The organism is Pectobacterium wasabiae CFBP 3304 (assembly GCF_001742185.1).
In the GTDB taxonomy this organism is placed as follows: Bacteria; Pseudomonadota; Gammaproteobacteria; order Enterobacterales; family Enterobacteriaceae; genus Pectobacterium; species Pectobacterium wasabiae.
Window position 1 is genome coordinate 1,104,926 of record NZ_CP015750.1, and the last position, 21,547, is coordinate 1,126,472.

The 21,547-nt window shown below is 49.3% G+C and carries 19 protein-coding genes, 2 tRNA genes and 3 rRNA genes; 6 read left to right on the forward strand and 18 right to left on the reverse strand.

Going from position 1 to position 21,547, the window contains the following annotated elements; translation table 11 throughout:
* Window positions 1–33: 33 nt before the first annotated feature.
* The 9 genes from aceA to A7983_RS04930 form a co-directional block, all read right to left on the reverse strand.
* Window positions 34–1,341, reverse strand: coding sequence for an isocitrate lyase (gene aceA, locus A7983_RS04890; RefSeq protein WP_005972939.1), 1,308 nt, complete (start codon window positions 1,339–1,341; stop codon window positions 34–36).
* A 28-nt stretch (window positions 1,342–1,369) separates the two neighbouring features.
* Window positions 1,370–2,968, reverse strand: a complete 1,599-nt coding sequence (aceB, locus tag A7983_RS04895; protein WP_039478935.1) for a malate synthase A — start codon at window positions 2,966–2,968, stop codon at window positions 1,370–1,372.
* A gap of 276 nt (window positions 2,969–3,244) precedes the next feature.
* Entirely contained in the window at window positions 3,245–4,174 is a 930-nt protein-coding gene (metA, locus tag A7983_RS04900) for a homoserine O-acetyltransferase MetA (RefSeq protein WP_005972935.1), read from the reverse strand.
* A gap of 137 nt (window positions 4,175–4,311) precedes the next feature.
* Window positions 4,312–4,683 carry a YjaA family stress response protein gene (locus A7983_RS04905; RefSeq protein WP_005972932.1) on the reverse strand — a complete coding sequence of 124 codons (372 nt, stop codon included), beginning with the start codon at window positions 4,681–4,683 and terminating at the stop codon, window positions 4,312–4,314.
* Window positions 4,684–4,816: 133 nt separating this feature from the next.
* Window positions 4,817–4,932: ribosomal RNA gene (rrf, locus tag A7983_RS04910) — 5S ribosomal RNA — on the reverse strand.
* A gap of 131 nt (window positions 4,933–5,063) precedes the next feature.
* Window positions 5,064–7,970, reverse strand: a 23S ribosomal RNA gene (locus A7983_RS04915).
* A 217-nt stretch (window positions 7,971–8,187) separates the two neighbouring features.
* Window positions 8,188–8,263 (reverse strand) — tRNA-Ala (locus tag A7983_RS04920).
* A 42-nt stretch (window positions 8,264–8,305) separates the two neighbouring features.
* Window positions 8,306–8,382: transfer RNA gene (locus tag A7983_RS04925), tRNA-Ile, on the reverse strand.
* A gap of 73 nt (window positions 8,383–8,455) precedes the next feature.
* A 16S ribosomal RNA gene (locus A7983_RS04930) occupies window positions 8,456–9,998 on the reverse strand.
* Together the 16S, 23S and 5S rRNA genes with 2 tRNA genes alongside form the textbook arrangement of a ribosomal RNA operon.
* Window positions 9,999–10,505: 507 nt before the next feature.
* Between A7983_RS04930 and A7983_RS04935 the strand changes: the two genes are divergently transcribed.
* Window positions 10,506–11,054, forward strand: a complete 549-nt coding sequence (locus A7983_RS04935) for a gamma carbonic anhydrase family protein (RefSeq protein WP_005970227.1) — start codon at window positions 10,506–10,508, stop codon at window positions 11,052–11,054.
* Here A7983_RS04935 and A7983_RS04940 read toward each other — a convergent pair.
* From A7983_RS04940 to dprA, 6 genes are read right to left on the reverse strand one after another with little or no spacing between them, the layout of a single operon-like run.
* Entirely contained in the window at window positions 11,039–11,296 is a 258-nt protein-coding gene (locus A7983_RS04940; protein ID WP_005970229.1) for a DUF1488 family protein, read from the reverse strand. The two genes, A7983_RS04935 and A7983_RS04940, sit on opposite strands and share 16 nt — an antisense overlap.
* Window positions 11,293–12,120 carry a shikimate dehydrogenase gene (gene aroE, locus A7983_RS04945; RefSeq protein WP_005970230.1) on the reverse strand — a complete coding sequence of 276 codons (828 nt, stop codon included), beginning with the start codon at window positions 12,118–12,120 and terminating at the stop codon, window positions 11,293–11,295. Before aroE ends, A7983_RS04940 begins: the two co-directional genes overlap by 4 nt.
* 19 nt (window positions 12,121–12,139) lie before the next feature.
* Window positions 12,140–12,709 (reverse strand): L-threonylcarbamoyladenylate synthase type 1 TsaC, encoded by a 570-nt coding sequence (gene tsaC, locus A7983_RS04950; RefSeq protein WP_005970231.1) that lies wholly within the window; start codon window positions 12,707–12,709, stop codon window positions 12,140–12,142.
* Complete coding sequence (locus A7983_RS04955) at window positions 12,702–13,259, reverse strand: DNA topoisomerase family protein (RefSeq protein ID WP_005970232.1); 558 nt, start codon at window positions 13,257–13,259, stop codon at window positions 12,702–12,704. The genes tsaC and A7983_RS04955 overlap by 8 nt, the downstream gene beginning before the upstream one ends.
* 20 nt (window positions 13,260–13,279) lie before the next feature.
* On the reverse strand, window positions 13,280–13,753 hold the full coding sequence (gene smg / locus A7983_RS04960; protein ID WP_005970234.1) for a DUF494 family protein Smg: 474 nt from the start codon (window positions 13,751–13,753) through the stop codon (window positions 13,280–13,282).
* The gene (dprA, locus tag A7983_RS04965) at window positions 13,725–14,846 is read right to left on the reverse strand and encodes a DNA-protecting protein DprA (protein WP_005970235.1); all 1,122 of its coding nucleotides are present in this window, start codon (window positions 14,844–14,846) and stop codon (window positions 13,725–13,727) included. Before dprA ends, smg begins: the two co-directional genes overlap by 29 nt.
* A gap of 128 nt (window positions 14,847–14,974) precedes the next feature.
* On the opposite strand from dprA, the gene def reads away from it, so the two are divergent.
* From def to mscL, 5 genes are all read left to right on the forward strand, one after another.
* On the forward strand, window positions 14,975–15,487 hold the full coding sequence (gene def / locus A7983_RS04970; protein ID WP_005970236.1) for a peptide deformylase: 513 nt from the start codon (window positions 14,975–14,977) through the stop codon (window positions 15,485–15,487).
* A 23-nt stretch (window positions 15,488–15,510) separates the two neighbouring features.
* Window positions 15,511–16,458, forward strand: a complete 948-nt coding sequence (gene fmt, locus A7983_RS04975) for a methionyl-tRNA formyltransferase (protein WP_005970237.1) — start codon at window positions 15,511–15,513, stop codon at window positions 16,456–16,458.
* A 67-nt stretch (window positions 16,459–16,525) separates the two neighbouring features.
* The gene (gene rsmB, locus A7983_RS04980) at window positions 16,526–17,815 is read left to right on the forward strand and encodes a 16S rRNA (cytosine(967)-C(5))-methyltransferase RsmB (protein ID WP_005970238.1); all 1,290 of its coding nucleotides are present in this window, start codon (window positions 16,526–16,528) and stop codon (window positions 17,813–17,815) included.
* 56 nt (window positions 17,816–17,871) lie between these two features.
* Complete coding sequence (gene trkA / locus A7983_RS04985; RefSeq protein ID WP_005970240.1) at window positions 17,872–19,248, forward strand: Trk system potassium transporter TrkA; 1,377 nt, start codon at window positions 17,872–17,874, stop codon at window positions 19,246–19,248.
* Between the two features lie 90 nt (window positions 19,249–19,338).
* Complete coding sequence (gene mscL / locus A7983_RS04990) at window positions 19,339–19,752, forward strand: large-conductance mechanosensitive channel protein MscL (RefSeq protein ID WP_005970242.1); 414 nt, start codon at window positions 19,339–19,341, stop codon at window positions 19,750–19,752.
* Between the two features lie 33 nt (window positions 19,753–19,785).
* Here the strand turns inward: mscL and A7983_RS04995 are convergent, their stop codons facing one another.
* From A7983_RS04995 to A7983_RS05005, 3 genes are all read right to left on the reverse strand, one after another.
* On the reverse strand, window positions 19,786–19,998 hold the full coding sequence (locus tag A7983_RS04995) for an alternative ribosome-rescue factor A (RefSeq protein ID WP_005970245.1): 213 nt from the start codon (window positions 19,996–19,998) through the stop codon (window positions 19,786–19,788).
* Between the two features lie 122 nt (window positions 19,999–20,120).
* Window positions 20,121–20,513 carry a 50S ribosomal protein L17 gene (rplQ, locus tag A7983_RS05000; RefSeq protein ID WP_005970246.1) on the reverse strand — a complete coding sequence of 131 codons (393 nt, stop codon included), beginning with the start codon at window positions 20,511–20,513 and terminating at the stop codon, window positions 20,121–20,123.
* 40 nt (window positions 20,514–20,553) lie between these two features.
* The gene (locus tag A7983_RS05005; RefSeq protein ID WP_005970247.1) at window positions 20,554–21,543 is read right to left on the reverse strand and encodes a DNA-directed RNA polymerase subunit alpha; all 990 of its coding nucleotides are present in this window, start codon (window positions 21,541–21,543) and stop codon (window positions 20,554–20,556) included.
* Window positions 21,544–21,547 lie beyond the last annotated feature (4 nt).

Consider the following 21,547-nt stretch of genomic DNA (forward strand, 5'->3'; position numbering starts at 1 on the left):
AACCCGGCCAGCCGCACACTAGCCGGGTTAGGATCAGAACTGCTGTTCTTCCGTCGATCCCGTCAGCGCAGTCACCGAAGACTCGCCTCCCTGAATGATGTTCGTTACCTTATCGAAGTAGCCCGTTCCCACCTCCTGCTGATGCGATGAGAAGGTATAACCGTCTTTAATCGCGTCAAATTCAGGCTGCTGCACTTTTTCTACGTAGTGCCGCATCCCCTCACCCTGCGCATAGGCATGCGCCAGATCAAACATGTTGAACCACATGCTGTGGATGCCAGCCAGCGTAATAAACTGATACTTGTAGCCCATCGCTGACAGCTCATCTTGAAAACGCGCAATCGTGCTGTCATCCAGATTCTTCTTCCAGTTAAAGGAAGGCGAACAGTTGTATGCCAGCAGCTTGCCAGGGAATTTCGCGTGGATGGCCTCGGCAAAACGACGCGCTAGCGACAAATCCGGCGTCGACGTTTCGCACCACACCAGATCCGCATAAGGTGCGTAGGCCAGTCCGCGACTGATTGCCTGCTCGATCCCAGCACGCGTGCGATAGAAGCCTTCCACCGTGCGTTCCCCAGTAATGAAATCACGGTCATATTCATCACAGTCGGACGTCAGCAAATCGGCTGCATCCGCATCAGTTCGCGCAACCACTAAAGTGGGCACGCCCATGACATCCGCCGCCAGCCGTGCCGCGACCAGCTTCTGAACCGCTTCCTGCGTGGGAACCAGCACCTTGCCGCCCATGTGTCCGCATTTCTTCGCCGATGCCAGTTGATCTTCAAAGTGAACCGCCGCCGCGCCTGCTTCAATCATCGATTTCATCAGCTCAAACGCATTAAGCACACCGCCAAATCCGGCCTCGGCATCCGCAACAATCGGCAGGAAATAATCGGTATGGCGCTTATCGCCCGGCTCAATATGATTCGCCCACTGAATCTGGTCAGCACGCCGGAAGGTATTATTGATGCGTTCGATCACCGCCGGCACAGAGTTCGCCGGGTAGAGCGACTGATCGGGATACATGCTGGATGCCAGATTGGCATCCGCCGCCACCTGCCAGCCGGAAAGGTAAATCGCCTCAATACCCGCTTTCGCCTGCTGTAAAGCCTGCCCTCCCGTCAGTGCGCCCAGGCAATTAACATAACCTTTACGGGCTTCACCGTGCAGCAGGTTCCATAGCCTCGCCGCACCAAGCTGCGCGAGTGTGCATTCCGGGTTCACCGATCCACGTAGGTTAATCACATCTTCCGCGCTGTAGGGGCGCGTAATACCTTCCCAGCGGGCGGTTTTCCACTCTTTTTCGATATGCTGGACTTGTTGGGTACGAGAGTTCGTCATAGCAGAGATTCCTTTTTATTAGTCAGGATTAATCAAGCAATGCGTAGCCGGGTAACGTCAGGAAGTCGATCAGTTCATCTTGCGTAGTAATTTGCTCCATCAGCCGAGCAGCCTCATCAAAGCGCCCTCCGCTGAAACGGGCATCACCGAGTTCTTCCTGAATTACAAACATCTCTTCAGCCAACATCTGGCGGAACATCGCTTTGGTGATCACGCGTCCATCGCTCAACGCCTTGCCATGACGGATCCACTGCCAGATTGAGGTACGGGAAATTTCTGCCGTCGCCGCATCTTCCATCAATCCATAAATCGGGACACAGCCATTACCAGATATCCACGCTTCGATGTACTGCACGGCAACGCGGATATTCGCACGCATACCGATTTCCGTGCGCTCTCCCGGACAGGGTTCCAGCAATTCTTCGGCGTGGATAGGCGCATCGTGTTCACGGCGGATATCGAGCTGATTTTTGCGTTCACCTAACGCCCGATCGAACACCTCCATTACCGCATCTGCCAACCCCGGATGAGCCACCCAAGTGCCATCATGACCATTGTGAGCTTCCAGCTCTTTGTCTTTACGTACCTTATCCAACACCCAGTTATTACGCTCAGCCTCTTTACTCGGGATGAACGCAGCCATCCCGCCCATAGCGAATGCACCGCGGCGATGACAGGTTTTGATTAACAACCGCGAGTAAGCGCTAAGGAAGGGTTTTTCCATCGTCACCGACTGGCGATCGGGTAGAACGCGATCGCTGTGGTTCTTTAATGTCTTGATATAGCTGAAAATATAATCCCAACGGCCACAGTTCAATCCAACGATATGATCGCGTAAGTGGTAAAGGATTTCGTCCATCTGAAAAACAGCAGGCAGTGTTTCAATCAATACCGTTGCTTTGATCGTCCCACGGGGAAGGTCAAAGCGATCTTCTGTATAGCAGAAGACATCATTCCACCAGGCCGCTTCCTGCCATGACTGCGTCTTTGGCAGATAGAAATAGGGGCCACTGCCTTTCTTCAGCAATTCCTGGTAGTTGTGGAAAAAATACAGCGCGAAATCAAACAGGCTGCCGGGAATGGCTTCTCCCTGCCAGGACACGTGTTTTTCAGGCAAATGCAACCCGCGCACCCGGCAAACCAATACCGCAGGGTTGGGTTTCAACTGGTAGATTTTTCCTGTTTCATTGATGTAGGAAATCGTACCGCGCACGGCATCGCGTAAGTTGATTTGCCCATCAATCACCTTTTCCCATCCCGGTGACAGCGAATCCTCAAAGTCTGCCATGAAAACCTTCACATTGGCATTCAATGCGTTGATCACCATCTTGCGCTCAACCGGGCCAGTAATTTCAACACGGCGATCCTGAAGGTCATCGGGAATGCCGCGTATCGTCCATTCTTTATTTCGAATGGAATCCGTTTCCGAAATGAAGTTTGGTAGCTTACCCTGATCGATATTACGCTGCTGTACCTGCCGTTCGGCGAGCAACTGATTACGTGCTGGCGTAAAATGTGCGACCAACTCCGCTAAAAAATCAACCGCCTCTTCAGTAAGAATGTGCTTCTCACCTTCGCCAAAACGCTGACTAAATGCCAATTCTCTGTTTATCGTCTGCTGCATCATTCGTGGTTCCTTTTCAGATTCCGCTTCATTCATCAACAACCGCCAAGTCGGCAAGCCAGTATGTACATTTCTTAGCCGACAGAATTAAGCGTAATACAATCAAAATCAAAATCAAAAACAATTTCCATTTTTACGTAAATTTCACACTAACTCATTAATAAAAATGAAAATTAAAATAGAAAAAGAAATGGCTTTCACCAATTAACAGAAATGAAATGATTCAGCACAAAAAGAAAGGCACCTCGAAAGGTGCCTTAGAGAAAGAACGAGGATGGATTAGTCCAGCGTAGGGTTCATTCGACGTAAATCGTAAGGCGTAATCTGGTAAACGTAGTAATTCAGCCAGTTAACAAAAAGCAGATGACCGTGACTACGCCAGCTCGCTCTCGGTGCCAGCTCAGGATTGTCATTCGGGAAGTAGTTAACCGGAACCGCCGGATCTAATCCAGCATCGCTATCACGGAAAAACTCTCCTGCTAGCGTCAGAACGTCATACTCTGGGTGCCCAGTAACGAACGCCAGACGTTTATCTTTACTGGCAAACAGGTAAGCACCGGCCTGCTCCGACTCAACCAGAATATCTAAATCCGTATGCTGTCGAATCACATCAGATGGGAAATCTGCGTAGCGCGAATGTGGGGCCAGAAACGTTTCATCAAAACCGCGGGTCAGCAAAGCGTGGGGTTGTAGTGTTTGATGCAAGTAAACGCCAGATAACTTTTCCTTCCGGGTCATCTTGGGAATGCCATAGAGGATATTGAGAGCAGCCTGTACAGCCCAGCACACGAATAATGTGGATGTGACATGCTCTTTTGCCCACTCGATGACACGAGCGATCTGCGGCCAATACACAACATCGCAGAAATCGACGAGTCCCAGCGGGGCACCAGTAACAATCAAACCATCAAAATTTTCGTCCTGAATATCGTCAAAGTTGCAGTAAAAATTATTCAAATGCTCAGTTGGCGTATTCTTTGATTCTCGGCTATCGATACGCAGCAGTTGGATATCGATCTGTAGGGGAGAATTGGATAACAGGCGTAGAAACTGATTTTCAGTCTCGATTTTTTTAGGCATCAGGTTCAGAACCAGCACTTTAAGTGGACGGATTTCCTGCGTTTTAGCCCGCGAGGACGTCATTACAAATACGTTCTCATTGCGCAGAAAATTAACGGCTGGTAACTCATCAGGAACCCGAATTGGCATAACCTTATATCCTCAAAGCATACGTTTAAACGTTTAGACATCCAGATGCCCGAAGATAGCGAGTTTTCAGACTAATGTCGAGTACTCAGCGCATAAGGTGAAAATGTTTCACTGTGCCTAAAAAAACGTGATGCGCTTTATCCATTTTTCTTTGCTTGTTCAATAACTTCCGCATCGGCTAATACGCGAGCATTTTCGATCACAACTAGTCTAGCTCTTGGTGAAGTGGAAACGGTTATTTCCTGAAGAATGCGTAGCTCAACCTGAGACAACCCACCTTCATTCATTTCAAGAGCATGAATGACAAGTACATCTTGCCCAAATTTAAACCAACTACGTTTTATTAATTTTCGGGCTAAACCTTTAAGCACCTTCTCTGCACGAAAAAAATCAGCAACCAGTAGACGTGCATTACTGAAAACCTGACTGGAATCACCTAGCTCTTGGTGTGTTTCAGGATTACGCACAACCATTTTGTTCTTACGGATCTGGATATATAAGATCGTCATTTATTTCCCTATATTTCTTATTCCTAGTAGATCTCTATGTGCAAACGGTGAACAAATCTATTACAGATAAGGTCAAAAATAATATATAGCAAAAAGCCCCTGTCTTTCGACAGGGGCTTTCCACGTAGTTGATGCCTGGCAGTTCCCTACTCTCACATGGGGAAGCCCCACACTACCATCGGCGCTACGGCGTTTCACTTCTGAGTTCGGCATGGGGTCAGGTGGGACCACCGCGCTATCGCCGCCAGGCAAATTCTGTTTCATCCTAACCGTTATGCTCTACTTTCTTTGTATCGCACAACCATCAGAACCAATCTTTGAACAAGCTGAATATCGTTTTATATGAGTCTTTCATCACACCAAAACACCTTCGGTGTTGTAAGGTTAAGCCTCTCGGGTCATTAGTACTGGTTAGCTCAACGTATCGCTACGCTTACACACCCAGCCTATCTACGTCGTCGTCTTCAACGGCCCTTCAGGGGCATCTAGTGCCCAGGGAAGACTCATCTCGAGGCAAGTTTCCCGCTTAGATGCTTTCAGCGGTTATCTCTTCCGCACTTAGCTACCGGGCAATGCAATTGGCATCACAACCCGTACACCAGTGGTGCGTTCACTCCGGTCCTCTCGTACTAGGAGCAACCCCTCTCAATCTTCCAACGCCCACGGCAGATAGGGACCGAACTGTCTCACGACGTTCTAAACCCAGCTCGCGTACCACTTTAAATGGCGAACAGCCATACCCTTGGGACCTACTTCAGCCCCAGGATGTGATGAGCCGACATCGAGGTGCCAAACACCGCCGTCGATATGAACTCTTGGGCGGTATCAGCCTGTTATCCCCGGAGTACCTTTTATCCGTTGAGCGATGGCCCTTCCATTCAGAACCACCGGATCACTAAGACCTGCTTTCGCACCTGCTCGAGCTGTCACTCTCGCAGTCAAGCTAGCTTATGCCTTTGCACTAACCTCCTGATGTCCGACCAGGATTAGCTAACCTTCGTGCTCCTCCGTTACGCTTTGGGAGGAGACCGCCCCAGTCAAACTACCCACCAGACACTGTCCGCAACCCGGATTACGGGCCTACGTTAGAACATCAAACATTAAAGGGTGGTATTTCAAGGTTGGCTCCATGCAGACTGGCGTCCACACTTCAAAGCCTCCCACCTATCCTACACATCAAGGCTCAAGGTTCAGTGTCAAGCTATAGTAAAGGTTCACGGGGTCTTTCCGTCTTGCCGCGGGTACACTGCATCTTCACAGCGAGTTCAATTTCACTGAGTCTCGGGTGGAGACAGCCTGGCCATCATTACGCCATTCGTGCAGGTCGGAACTTACCCGACAAGGAATTTCGCTACCTTAGGACCGTTATAGTTACGGCCGCCGTTTACCGGGGCTTCGATCAAGAGCTTCGCCTTGCGGCTGACCCCATCAATTAACCTTCCGGCACCGGGCAGGCGTCACACCGTATACGTCCACTTTCGTGTTTGCACAGTGCTGTGTTTTTATTAAACAGTTGCAGCCAGCTGGTATCTGCGACTGGCTTCAGCTCCATCCGCAAGGGACTTCACCTACGCGCCAGCGTGCCTTCTCCCGAAGTTACGGCACCATTTTGCCTAGTTCCTTCACCCGAGTTCTCTCAAGCGCCTGAGTATTCTCTACCTGACCACCTGTGTCGGTTTGGGGTACGATTTGATGTTACCTGGAGCTTAGAGGCTTTTCCTGGAAGCGTAGCATTGGTTACTTCATCACCGTAGTGACTCGTCATCACGCCTCAGTGTTAACGATGACCCGGATTTACCTAAGTCACCCACCTTCACGCTTAAACCGGGACAACCGTCGCCCGGATAACCTAGCTTTCTCCGTCCCCCTTCGCAGTAACACCGAGTACAGGAATATTAACCTGTTTCCCATCGACTACGCTTTTCAGCCTCGCCTTAGGGGTCGACTCACCCTGCCCCGATTAACGTTGGACAGGAACCCTTGGTCTTCCGGCGTGCGGGTTTTTCACCCGCATTATCGTTACTTATGTCAGCATTCGCACTTCTGATACCTCCAGCAACCCTCACAGGCCACCTTCAACGGCTTACAGAACGCTCCCCTACCCAACAACACCTAAGTGTCGCTGCCGCAGCTTCGGTGCATGGTTTAGCCCCGTTACATCTTCCGCGCAGGCCGACTCGACCAGTGAGCTATTACGCTTTCTTTAAATGATGGCTGCTTCTAAGCCAACATCCTGGCTGTCTATGCCTTCCCACATCGTTTCCCACTTAACCATGACTTTGGGACCTTAGCTGGCGGTCTGGGTTGTTTCCCTCTTCACGACGAACGTTAGCACCCGCCGTGTGTCTCCCGTGATAACATTCTTCGGTATTCGTAGTTTGCATCGGGTTGGTAAGTCGGGATGACCCCCTAGCCGAAACAGTGCTCTACCCCCGAAGATGAGTTCACGAGGCGCTACCTAAATAGCTTTCGGGGAGAACCAGCTATCTCCCGGTTTGATTGGCCTTTCACCCCCAGCCACAAGTCATCCGCTAATTTTTCAACATTAGTCGGTTCGGTCCTCCAGTTAGTGTTACCCAACCTTCAACCTGCCCATGGCTAGATCACCGGGTTTCGGGTCTATACCCTGCAACTTAACGCCCAGTTAAGACTCGGTTTCCCTGCGGCTCCCCTATACGGTTAACCTTGCTACAGAATATAAGTCGCTGACCCATTATACAAAAGGTACGCAGTCACCTAACAAGTAGGCTCCCACTGCTTGTACGTACACGGTTTCAGGTTCTATTTCACTCCCCTCGCCGGGGTTCTTTTCGCCTTTCCCTCACGGTACTGGTTCACTATCGGTCAGTCAGGAGTATTTAGCCTTGGAGGATGGTCCCCCCATATTCAGACAGGATGTCACGTGTCCCGCCCTACTCATCGAACTCACAATCTGTGCATTTTTGTGTACGGGACTATCACCCTTTACTGTGCGACTTTCCAGACGCTTCCACTAACACACAAACTGATTCAGGTTCTGGGCTCCTCCCCGTTCGCTCGCCGCTACTAGGGAAATCTCGGTTGATTTCTTTTCCTCGGGGTACTGAGATGTTTCAGTTCCCCCGGTTCGCCTCATGACACTATGTATTCATGTCATGATAATGTGTCGAAACACATTGGGTTTCCCCATTCGGGTATCGTCGGGTATAACGCTTCATATCAGCTTACCGACGCTTATCGCAGATTAGCACGCCCTTCATCGCCTCTGACTGCCTAGGCATCCACCGTGTACGCTTAGTCGCTTAACCTCACAACCCGAAGATGTTTCTTTCGATTCACCATCGCGCTGCGATTATTTGAGAGACTCATTGACAGACTGACGCATCACGACCTACCCGAAGGCAGTCATGTATGTTCAGCTGTCATGTTTCAATTTTCAGCTTGTTCCAGATTGTTAAAGAGCAAAACATCGCAGTGCACCCAAACAGGTACACGCTGATGTTTTTTTATCATAACGAGTAGTGATGGTGGAGCTATGCGGGATCGAACCGCAGACCTCCTGCGTGCAAGGCAGGCGCTCTCCCAGCTGAGCTATAACCCCGTCTCTACTTACAGTTACCTTAGATACCACTCATGGAAGAGTTGGTAGGCCTGAGTGGACTTGAACCACCGACCTCACCCTTATCAGGGGTGCGCTCTAACCACCTGAGCTACAAGCCTATTAAGGTATTTCTGCTCGTTATTTTCATCAGACAATCTGTGTGAGCACTTCACTCAACACACATCTTTTTGGTAAGGAGGTGATCCAACCGCAGGTTCCCCTACGGTTACCTTGTTACGACTTCACCCCAGTCATGAATCACAAAGTGGTAAGCGCCCTCCCGAAGGTTAAGCTACCTACTTCTTTTGCAACCCACTCCCATGGTGTGACGGGCGGTGTGTACAAGGCCCGGGAACGTATTCACCGTAGCATTCTGATCTACGATTACTAGCGATTCCGACTTCATGGAGTCGAGTTGCAGACTCCAATCCGGACTACGACGTACTTTATGAGGTCCGCTTGCTCTCGCGAGGTCGCTTCTCTTTGTATACGCCATTGTAGCACGTGTGTAGCCCTACTCGTAAGGGCCATGATGACTTGACGTCATCCCCACCTTCCTCCGGTTTATCACCGGCAGTCTCCTTTGAGTTCCCACCATTACGTGCTGGCAACAAAGGATAAGGGTTGCGCTCGTTGCGGGACTTAACCCAACATTTCACAACACGAGCTGACGACAGCCATGCAGCACCTGTCTCACAGTTCCCGAAGGCACTAAGGTATCTCTACCGAATTCTGTGGATGTCAAGAGTAGGTAAGGTTCTTCGCGTTGCATCGAATTAAACCACATGCTCCACCGCTTGTGCGGGCCCCCGTCAATTCATTTGAGTTTTAACCTTGCGGCCGTACTCCCCAGGCGGTCGACTTAACGCGTTAGCTCCGGAAGCCACGCCTCAAGGGCACAACCTCCAAGTCGACATCGTTTACAGCGTGGACTACCAGGGTATCTAATCCTGTTTGCTCCCCACGCTTTCGCACCTGAGCGTCAGTCTTTGTCCAGGGGGCCGCCTTCGCCACCGGTATTCCTCCAGATCTCTACGCATTTCACCGCTACACCTGGAATTCTACCCCCCTCTACAAGACTCTAGCCTGTCAGTTTTGAATGCAGTTCCCAGGTTAAGCCCGGGGATTTCACATCCAACTTAACAGACCGCCTGCGTGCGCTTTACGCCCAGTCATTCCGATTAACGCTTGCACCCTCCGTATTACCGCGGCTGCTGGCACGGAGTTAGCCGGTGCTTCTTCTGCGGGTAACGTCAATCAGCAAGGTTATTAACCTTACTGCCTTCCTCCCCGCTGAAAGTGCTTTACAACCCGAAGGCCTTCTTCACACACGCGGCATGGCTGCATCAGGCTTGCGCCCATTGTGCAATATTCCCCACTGCTGCCTCCCGTAGGAGTCTGGACCGTGTCTCAGTTCCAGTGTGGCTGGTCATCCTCTCAGACCAGCTAGGGATCGTCGCCTAGGTGAGCCATTACCTCACCTACTAGCTAATCCCATCTGGGCACATCCGATGGCAAGAGGCCCGAAGGTCCCCCTCTTTGGTCCGAAGACGTTATGCGGTATTAGCTACCGTTTCCAGTAGTTATCCCCCTCCATCAGGCAGTTTCCCAGACATTACTCACCCGTCCGCCGCTCGTCACCCAGAGAGCAAGCTCTCCTGTGCTACCGCTCGACTTGCATGTGTTAGGCCTGCCGCCAGCGTTCAATCTGAGCCATGATCAAACTCTTCAATTTAAGATTTGTTTGATTTGCTGAACTCGTCAGCGATGCTCAAAGAATTAGTTACTGTTCATTCGTAATGAATTTACTGTTGTTCACTCTTCAAGACTTTTTATATCGTTAAGATACGGTCTTGTGAGTGCCCACACAGATTGTCTGATTATATTGTTAAAGAGCAGTGCGTTGCGGTGTTATCCGCTTCGCGAGGTGGCGTATGTTACGCTTATCACCTTCAGAGTCAACGTTTATTTTAAAGTGTTTTCTCTTTCTTTATCGACCCGGTTGTGAGTCACAGCGCCGTGTCGATGGAGGCGCATTATAGGGATCTGTTTTCGTTGCACAACAACTTTCTTGATCTTTTTTTCTGTTCGCGCGTTTTTCGACCCTTTCGATGAGATCTTACTCGATCTACGTCATTTTTCAGTTGATGCCGCTGCATATCTGTCGATATTTTTGTCTGTTAATGCGAATAATCAGCATATGGTAAATAACTACATATGCTAAATAACTACGAGGTTACCGATGAGTGCAAAAACATTCCGTCGTTATAAGGGGATTTCTCCCGTTTTAGGCAAAAGAGTCATGGTCGATCATTCCAGCGTGGTGATTGGCAAGGTAACACTAGGCGATGACGTCAGTATCTGGCCGCTTGTCGCCATACGCGGCGACGTTAACTACATCACGATTGGTGCAAGGAGTAATATTCAGGACGGAGCGGTACTTCATATCACCCACTGCTCAGAGAAAAAACCAGAAGGTAACCCACTTATTATTGGTGAAGACGTCACGGTAGGCCATAAAGCGATGCTGCACGGTTGCCAAATAGGAAATAGAGTACTGGTAGGAATGGGGTCAATACTTCTGGATGGTGCCATTGTTGAGGATGATGTCATGATCGGTGCTGGTAGCTTGGTCCCTCCAGGAAAACGGCTAGAGAAGGGACATCTATACCTTGGCAGCCCAGTTAAGAAAATTCGGTCACTGACACCAGAAGAAATAGAGGGACTGATTTACTCGGCAAATAACTATGTTCGTTGGAAAGATGAATATCTTGCTCAGGATAATGAGTAACAGCCTTCATCGTCCCATTCTTCAGCAACGATCATTTTTTCCAATTCATCTTCAAGATCCCATCGATATTCCCTGAACAACGCCAACCACTGTTCAGGGTTATCACCGCCGTAACGGCGCTGAAGACGTTCCCCACTTATCAGGCATTCCTGCTGAAAGCCATTCACCAAAACAGGAAAACGGATCGCCATTATCTTATCATCCCAACTTTCACGATCTGGGAACTGGATCGCTTGATTCATTTAGCGAGTTCCTGTTTTAGTAAACTAATAACTGGCTCTACGTCTGGCATCACACCATGCCAAAGTTTAAACGCATGTGCTGCCTGCCCCACCAGCATTCCCAAGCCATCTGCATAATGAATAGCCCCCTGCTGTACGCACCACGACAAAAAGGGAGTGAGTTGCGGTAAATAAAACATGTCATAACAGCTCGTTTCCGGCGAAATGAGTTCTGGCGGTAAGTTAGGAATACTGTTGTACATGCCAGAAGAGGTGGCGTTAATGACCAGATCGAAAGACTGGCCATGTAAATCGTCGAGCGCAACCGCTTGAATATCGCCGATATCACAGAAGGCCTTAGCCAAGGCATCAGCTTTGGAAAATGTCCTATTCGTCAGCACAACTATACAGCCATAAGCCAATAAGGGTTGGATAACCCCCCGCGCCGCGCCGCCCGCACCAACCAGTAAAACACGATCCGACGGTTTCACCAGCGCCAGTCGTTGCAGATCGCTGAGCAAACCGATGCCATCAGTATTATCACCAAATAGACGACCGTCACCCAGCCTCTTCAATGTATTCACCGCACCAGCACGCGCCGCACATTCGCTACGCTCATCGGCTTCGGCAAAGGCCCTTTCTTTAAAGGGCGCAGTTACATTTGCACCACCAGCGCCATCGCGAAAATACTGACGCAGCAGCAGCTCAAAATTATCCAGAGGTGCTAACACACGTTGATACGTCAGCGTTATCCCCGTCTGTGCAGCAAATAGCTCATGTATGCGAGGTGATTTACTATGCGCAATCGGATTACCAAAAACTGCAAAAGACATTACTTCAGACACGTTCCCCTCCAACTTACCGTTACCCCTGACGAATAAGCTCGCCTGTTAATACATCCCTGATTTCCGATGGGTTCATTCTTCCACCGACATCCCCAACCAGCACGGGAAAGTCATCACCAAATTGCTGAGAGACTTCCTGAGCAGTACGGCAAGGAGGTTGACCGCTTAAATTGGCACTGGTCGACACCAACGGTTTACCGTAGCGCTGGCACAGTTCCTTGACTAATGGATGCCCACTAACGCGCACCGCAAGCGAAGAAAACTGCCCCGTTAACCATTGCGGCGTCGTGCGCTTTGCCGGCAATACCCAAGTAACTGGACCCGGCCATGTAGAAAACATCGCAGCCTTCTGCTCATCGGATAACGCACTATCATCAATATAAGGTGCTAGTTGGCTAAAACCTGCCGCAATCAGGATCAACCCTTTTTGCCAGGGGCGTTGTTTCAGCGCTAGCAGACGATTAACCGCCACTTCACTATCAGGATCGCACCCCAGCCCAAATACCGCTTCCGTCGGGTACGCAATAACCTGTTCGTTATGTAATTCCCGTAAGACGGGAATCATTAATTCATCAGACACATCACTCATTCTTATCAACTTCTGCCGCTATCGGTTTTCCGCATAATTTACTGGCACAAAATAGCTTGGTGCCTTGTGCCGTCTTTTTCTCAAACAATAAAGCGTAATGGCAAGAAGGACATTTACCCGCTATTGGTTTATGGTTTAATACAAACTGGCAATCGGGATAGCGATCGCAAGAATGAAACACCTTGCCGTAGCGAGACTTGCGCTGTAGCAGCGTACCTTCATTACACTGTGGACATCGAATCGCCGTTTCATCAGGGCGATCGATAGTCTCGGTATGGTGACATTCAGGGTAATTGCCACAGCCGATGAACATCCCATAACGGCCTTGCCGTAGTACCAATGTCGACTGACAAAGCGGACATTGCTGCCCATCCAACACTTTGACGACATGTCCATCCGTTTGCGCTTTAAGCGGGCGAATGAACTCACATTCCGGATACGTAGAACAGCCAAGAAATGGACCATGCCGACCAGAGCGGATGACCAGCACTGACCCACAGTCTGGACATATTTCCTGTTTTTTTTCAGCAAACAAGGCAGGTTTAGCCATTCGAACTGTTATTCCTCTGCCTATTGCACATAACCGTCATTGACCTCAAAAAGTAATTCTTCCATTTGCTGATAGGCATTCTCGCAACCGGGCACATTGAAAAGCACCATAAGAATGACCCACTTCAGATCTTCCAGATCAAACTCCTGTGTTTCCAGCGCCATGACGCGTTCGATGATCATCTCGCGCGTTTCAAGATTCAGAACCTGAATTTGCTCAAGGAATAATAAAAAGCCACGACAGTCTGCATCCAGACGTAGCTCCTCATCTTGCGTATAGATCCGCATAGCCAGAGCATCACTCGCCAAATAAAGCGGCGCAGCTTGTCCTTCCTGAATATCGGCCAATTTTTCCAACCAACTCAACGCGCTATAAATATCGTTACGATGGAATCCAGCGCGAGTGAGGTCATCAGTTAACGTATCCTGATCGACACGCATTTCAGTTTCATTGTGGATGTAGCTCTCAAACAAGTACATGAGTACGTCGAACATGGCTTGCCCTCCTTAATCGGACATAGCCGCCGGGTACTGCTGCGATCCATCCTGCTAACTCCAGTTCTAATAGCTTAGTAACTACCTCTGGCACAGGTTGGCCGGCACGTTCAGCGACAACGTCAACAGGTGTAACCTCATCTCCTACGTTAGCCAACACATCGGCAAATGGCAATTCGCCATTCTCTTCTTCGTTAGAAATAGTTTGCCCGCTTTCCATCGGCAGCCACTGTAGTTCACTCACCAACTGTTCAAGAATATCCTTCGGGTGTGTAACCAGGCTTGCTCCTTGCTGGATCAACCAATGTGTACCCTCAGCCATAGGATTACCGATAGCCCCCGGCAAGGCAAAAATGTCCCGCCCTTGCTCCAAAGCATAACGGGCGGTGACCAGTGACCCACTACGGATAGACGCTTCGATAACCAGAACGCCCAGCCCTAATCCGCTGATGATGCGATTTCTTCTAGGGAAGTTGGTGGGAAAAGGCGGCATAGCAAGGGGAAATTCCGAGACCAGTGCGCCACCATCGCCACAAATACGCTCAGCAAGCTTAGCGTGCCGCTTGGGATAAATATTCTCCAGCCCGCTCCCCAGCACTGCTATCGTTTTCCCTCCAGCATCCAAGGCAGCCCGATGAGCAATACCGTCAATACCAATCGCTAGCCCACTGGTCACAGTGAGTTCATTCGCGGCAAATTCCTGTGCGAAAAAACATCCCCAGCGTTCACCATAAGCGCTATTGCCTCGGCTACCAACGATCGATATTTGTGGCGATGCCAATAATTCACGAGAACCAGAGACAAAAAGCAACAGAGGAAAATCACGAATATTGCTCAACAGAAAGGGATACAGAGCATCTTCGCACGTCACGATATGGTGATTGGGATAAGACAACCAGTTGAGAGTCTCCTCCAGGATCTTGGGATCATAGGCCCAGAACTGGGATATTTGAGCCTGAGACAGGCCTAATACGCTCAACACATTGTTATCTAACTCATTTAGATCAATAAGCTTTCTGGCAATCGCTCGACCACACCTGATTCCCAGATGCCGTACACCTGTCATACGTAGCCAAATTTCTGTTGATAGCATCAGCGTCCCTTATTCCGCTATGTTCAGATAAGTGGTGCAATTCGGTGCTGATGCTGTCAATCGAGGCAGGAAATGTCTAGAATGTACGCTAAGACTCTTTCACTATTCAGATACAGATCTAAACATATATGTCAGTTTTGCAGGTATTACATTTCCCAGATGAGCGGCTCCGCATCACTGCGCAACCCGTAAAAGAAGTCAATGCAGATATTCAACGTATCGTGGATGATATGTTCGATACCATGTACGAAGAAGAAGGTATTGGGCTGGCCGCAACGCAAGTGGATATTCATCAGCGTATTATTGTGATTGACGTCTCCGAAGAACGAGACCAACGGCTGGTGCTGATCAATCCAGAGCTGATTGAAAAGAGCGGTGAGACGGGTATTGAAGAGGGTTGTTTGTCGATCCCCGAAACACGCGCACTGGTTCCTCGAGCAGAGCATGTAAAAGTGCGAGCATTGGATCGTGAAGGTAAAGTGTTCGAACTTGAAGCAAGCGAGCTACTTGCCATTTGTATTCAGCATGAAATGGACCATCTGGTTGGGAAATTGTTTATCGATTACCTTTCCCCGCTTAAACGCCAGCGCATTCGTCAAAAACTGGAAAAGCTGGCTAAGCAGAATAGCCGAGCTCAATAATTTTCATCCTGACAGGAAGCACCGTGTCTGATTCTTTACGCATCATCTTTGCCGGAACCCCTGACTTTGCAGCGCGTCATCTTGACGCGCTTTTATCATCAGGGCACGAGGTTGTAGGCGTTTTCACACAGCCTGACCGCCCATCGGGTAGAGGCAACAAGCTCACGCCAAGCCCAGTAAAAGTACTGGCAGAACAACATAACATCCCTGTTTTCCAGCCTAAATCTCTGCGACCGGCAGAAAATCAGGCGATGGTTGAGGCGTTAAGTGCCGATGTTATGGTCGTTGTCGCCTACGGGTTAATTCTGCCACAGCCGGTGTTATCTATGCCTCGCCTCGGTTGCATTAATGTACATGGTTCTCTGTTGCCTCTCTGGCGTGGAGCTGCGCCTATCCAACGCGCATTATGGGCTGGGGATAGTGAAACCGGCGTGACGATCATGCAAATGGACGTAGGGCTCGATACTGGCGCAATGTTACACAAAATTTCATGCCCCATCCTGTCACAGGATACCAGCGCAACGTTGTACGATAAACTTGCCGAGTTGGGGCCGCGTGGCTTATTGGAAACGTTGGAACAGCTTGCAACTGGCAGCGCTGTCGCTGAGGCACAAAATGACGCTCTTGCCACCTATGCAGAAAAACTTAGCAAAGAAGAAGCTCGCTTAGACTGGCAGCTATCCGCCGAGCAGCTCGAACGCTGTATTCGCGCTTTTAATCCTTGGCCAGTCAGCTATTTCATCGTAGATGAACAACCAGTAAAAGTCTGGAAAGCTGAGGTCATCACCAAATCACATGGCTTACAGCCTGGCACAATCATACAGGCAGAGAAACAAGGCATTCAGGTAGCAACAGCCAATGGCGTCTTGAATATTCAGGAGTTGCAACCCGCAGGCAAAAAAGTGATGAGTGCGCAGGATCTGCTGAACTCACGTCGTGAGTGGTTCGTTCCCGGTAATACACTGAACTGATCTATTTTTCATACCGGCGCCATGCCGGTATATCCTCTCTCTTTTACGTATACATCATCGCTAACACATGAAAAGCTCATACAATCTACGCAGTATTGCCGCAAAAGTGGTGGGACAAGTTCTGGATCAGGGGCAATCACTCAGCGCCTTATTACCTGTTCATCAACGTGAAGTTTCCGATAAAGATCGTGCGCTTTTACAAGAGCTTTGCTTCGGCGTATTACGCGTTTTACCGCAGTTGGAATGGTGTATTCAACAACTGATGGCTAAGCCTCTGACAGGCAAACAACGCACACTACATTACCTCATCATGGTTGGTATCTACCAATTACACTACACTCGTATCCCACCCCATGCAGCCTTAGCAGAAACGGTAGAAGGTGCCGTCGCATTAAAGCGACCACAGCTCAAGGGACTGATTAATGGCGTATTACGCCAATTTCAACGTCAGCAGGAAGAACTCATACAGCGTGAGGCAACAAACGCGTCTCACTACCTGCATCCAAGCTGGCTGCTAGCGCGTATTGAGCATGCTTATCCAAATCACTGGCAAAGCGTTGTTGATGCAAATAATCAACGCCCTCCAATGTGGCTGCGCGTGAATCGGTTACACCATACACGAGAAGCCTATTTAGACTTGCTGGCGCAAGAGGGAATCGAAGCGTTTGCTCATCCCGACTACGCCGATGCGATACGACTTGCTTCTCCCTGTGCCGTCGATCTCTTGCCGGGTTTTTCACAAGGGTGGGCAACAATACAGGATGCTTCAGCTCAAGGCTGCGTCTACTGGCTTGATCCACAAGATGGCGAGCAAATCCTCGATCTCTGTGCCGCACCCGGTGGAAAAACGACGCACATTCTAGAAGCTGCGCCAAAATCTCACGTGCTCGCTGTCGATATTGATGAAACGCGTTTAGGCCGAGTAAAAGAAAATTTACTGCGATTACAAATGAATGCAGAAGTGAAACAAGGCGATGGACGTTACCCCAACTCATGGTGTGAGGGACGTATGTTTGATCGTATTCTGTTGGATGCCCCTTGTTCCGCTACTGGCGTGATTCGTCGTCACCCTGATATAAAATGGTTACGCCGTGACAGAGATATCGAGGAATTGGTTGCACTGCAAAAAGAGATTATTGATGCCATCTGGCCACATCTAAAACCAGGCGGCACCATGGTCTACGCGACCTGCTCCATTTTGCCGCAAGAGAATGCCCAGCAAGTTACAGATTTCTTGTCTCGCCATGCCGATGCAACGCTTGTTGATACGGGTACAAGTGAAATACCGGGTATACAGATGCTCCCCCATGCTGATGGTGGTGATGGTTTCTTTTATGCGAAGCTGGTAAAAAACTGATATTGAACCCAGTATTGTCTGCAACAGGCGGCAATCAATAAACGGCATGGCTTATTATGAAAATTATCATTCTTGGCGCGGGTCAGGTCGGCGGAACACTAGCAGAAAATCTAGCGGGTGAAAACAATGACATCACTGTCGTTGATACTGATGCAAATCGGTTGCGCCAGCTTCAGGATAAATTTGATCTTCGCGTCGTTACAGGCTATGCCTCTCATCCGCGTGTTCTGCGTGAAGCGGGAGCGGAAGATGCTGATATGTTGGTCGCCGTTACCAATTCAGATGAAACGAATATGGTCGCATGCCAGATCGCTTATTCTCTTTTCAAAACACCAAACCGTATTGCTCGCATACGGGCCGCTGAGTACATTCGTGAATCTGAGCATCTGTTTTTACCAGAAGCCGTCCCTATTGATCATCTGATCTCCCCAGAGCAGTTGGTGATCGATAACATTTACAAGTTGATCGAATACCCTGGGGCACTTCAGGTCGTCAACTTCGCTGAAGGTAAAGTGAGTCTTGCCGCTGTCAATGCCTACTATGGCGGCCCGCTAGTCGGCAATGCCCTTACTTCTCTCCGCGAGCATATTCCTCATGTAGAGACCCGCGTTGCGGCGATTTTCCGCCACGATCGTCCTATTCGCCCTCAGGGTTCCACCATCATCGAAGCCGGAGATGAAGTCTTTTTTGTCGCGGCTTCCCAGCACATTCGCGCGGTGATGAGTGAGTTGCAACGCCTTGAAAAACCGTATAAAAGGATCATGATCGTTGGCGGGGGTAACGTTGGCGCAGGATTAGCGCAGCGATTAGAAAAAGACTACAGCATCAAGTTGATAGAACGAAATGCAGAACGTGCGACGGAGTTGGCAGAACTTCTGCAAAATACAGTTGTGTTTCATGGCGACGCCTCAGATCAAGAGTTACTCGCCGAAGAACACATTGAGCAGATAGACGTATTCATCGCCATTACCAATGATGATGAAGCAAATATTATGTCAGCTATGCTGGCTAAGCGTATGGGCGCGAAAAAAGTGATGGTGCTCATCCAGCGTCGGGCTTATGTCGATCTGGTTCAGGGCAGCGTCATTGATGTCGCTATTTCCCCACAGCAGGCGACAATTTCTGCACTACTCAGCCATGTCCGTAAGGCTGATATTGTTAGCGTATCCTCTCTGCGCCGAGGGGTTGCCGAAGCGATCGAAGCCATCGCACATGGTGACGAAGGTACATCGAAAGTTGTCGGCAGAATGATCGAAGATATTAAGCTCCCACCGGGTACCACTATCGGAGCAATTGTTCGCGGTGATCACGTCATTATTGCCAATGCAAATAGCAAAATTGAGCAAGGTGATCATGTCATCATGTTCCTGGCTGACAAGAAATTTGTGCCTGATGTTGAACGCCTATTTCAACCAAGCCCTTTCTTTTTGTAATTCGGGAGCAAATTTATTACTAACCGATAATCTGGCAAAGATGCGGCTATTGGTTAGAATTAATTTATATTTTTGGCAAGGAGAACGGATATGAGCATCATCAAAGAATTCAGAGAGTTTGCCATGCGTGGCAATGTTGTCGATTTGGCGGTAGGTGTCATTATTGGTGCCGCTTTCGGCAAAATTGTTTCCTCTTTGGTATCAGATATTATTATGCCGCCGCTGGGGCTTTTGATTGGTGGTGTGGATTTTAAACAATTCAGCCTTATTCTTCGTGACGCCCAAGGCGAGATTCCTGCCGTGGTCATGAACTACGGCGCTTTCATCCAGAATATTTTCGACTTTGTCATCGTCGCTTTCGCTATTTTTATAGCGATTAAGCTTATGAATAAAATGCGCCGTACACAGGAAGATACGCCCGCAGCACCACCGAAACCGAGTGCAGAAGAGAAGCTATTAGCTGAAATCCGCGACTTGCTTAAAGAACAGCAGCCCAAACAGTAAAAATTGAGTTTTTGTTCGACCTCTACTTCATTATTACGCAGAAAGTAGAAAGGCCAGTGGTAAAGAATCATTTGATTGCTTACCACTGGCCTCCCAACTACCTTTTTTCACATGCTTACCTTTTCTACGATAGCTCCCTTTCCCTTTTTCATTCACTTCAATTCGTTGGCGAAACAGCGGGTCATGCAGCAATGCCTCAATAGCATTATCCTTAATTTCCCCACGCTTATGACGGTATGTGGTCATCATCACTCCTAAGAAAGTCACGTTGGTATGTACATAAAGAAAACATGCAGAGTATATAGTCGAAATGTTTACTTTAGATATAAAAAAACCGGGTTTCCCCGGTTTTTTTACGCTCTTACAGATTACTCTGCAGTAGCCACTTCTTCTGTCTGAGAGACTGAGCGATCAACGAGCTCGATGTATGCCATCGGCGCATTGTCACCAGCACGGAAGCCACACTTCAGAATACGAGTGTAACCACCGGCACGGCTCGCGAAACGCGGGCCCAGTTCATTAAACAGTTTTGCCACGATCTCGTTATCACGAGTACGGGCGAATGCCAGACGACGATTAGCAACGCTGTCGGTCTTGGCAAGAGTAATCAGCGGTTCAACAACGCGACGCAGCTCTTTCGCTTTCGGCAGGGTCGTCTTGATGATTTCATGACGAACCAAAGAACTAGCCATGTTACGGAACATAGCCTGACGATGGCTGCTGTTACGGTTCAGTTGACGACCACTCTTACGATGGCGCATGACCTTATCCTTCTCAGTAAAACCTTAACCTGTGATCTGGTTACTCATCAGCAATGCTTGCAGGTGGCCAGTTTTCTAGGCGCATGCCCAGAGACAGACCACGGGAAGCCAGTACGTCTTTAATCTCAGTAAGAGATTTTTTACCCAGGTTAGGCGTTTTAAGCAGCTCAACCTCGGTACGCTGTACCAGATCACCGATGTAGTGGATAGCTTCTGCCTTAAGGCAGTTAGCAGAGCGGACAGTCAATTCCAGATCGTCAACAGGGCGCAGCAGGATCGGATCGAACTCTGGTTTCTCTTCTTTAACTTCTGGTTGACGAACATCACGTAAGTCAACAAAAGCTTCAAGTTGTTCAGCCAGAATGGTGGCCGCACGGCGGATCGCCTCTTCAGGATCGATCGTACCATTGGTTTCCATTTCGATGACTAGCTTGTCCAAGTCAGTACGCTGTTCTACGCGAGCTGCTTCAACATTGTAGGCAATACGCTCTACAGGGCTGTAGCAAGCATCAACTAACAGACGACCAATCGGGCGCTCATCTTCTTCCGTATGAATACGGGCAGATGCCGGCACATAACCACGACCACGTTGAACTTTGATGCGCATGCTAATAGATGCGTTCTCATCGGTCAGATGGCAAATTAAGTGCTGCGGCTTGACGATTTCGACATCACCATCATGGATGATGTCGGCTGCAGTCACAGGGCCAATGCCAGATTTATTCAGGGTAAGAATAACTTCATCTTTACCTTGAACTCTCACCGCCAGCCCTTTCAGGTTGAGCAGGATTTCCAGGATATCTTCCTGTACGCCTTCTTTGGTGCTGTACTCATGCAGTACACCATCAATCTCAACCTCGGTCACCGCGCAACCTGGCATGGATGAAAGCAGAATACGGCGCAGTGCGTTGCCAAGAGTATGGCCGAAGCCTCGCTCTAATGGCTCAAGGGTCACCTTGGCGTGCGTCGAACTCACTTGCTCGATATCAACCAGGCGCGGTTTTAGAAACTCTGTCACAGAACCCTGCATTGTG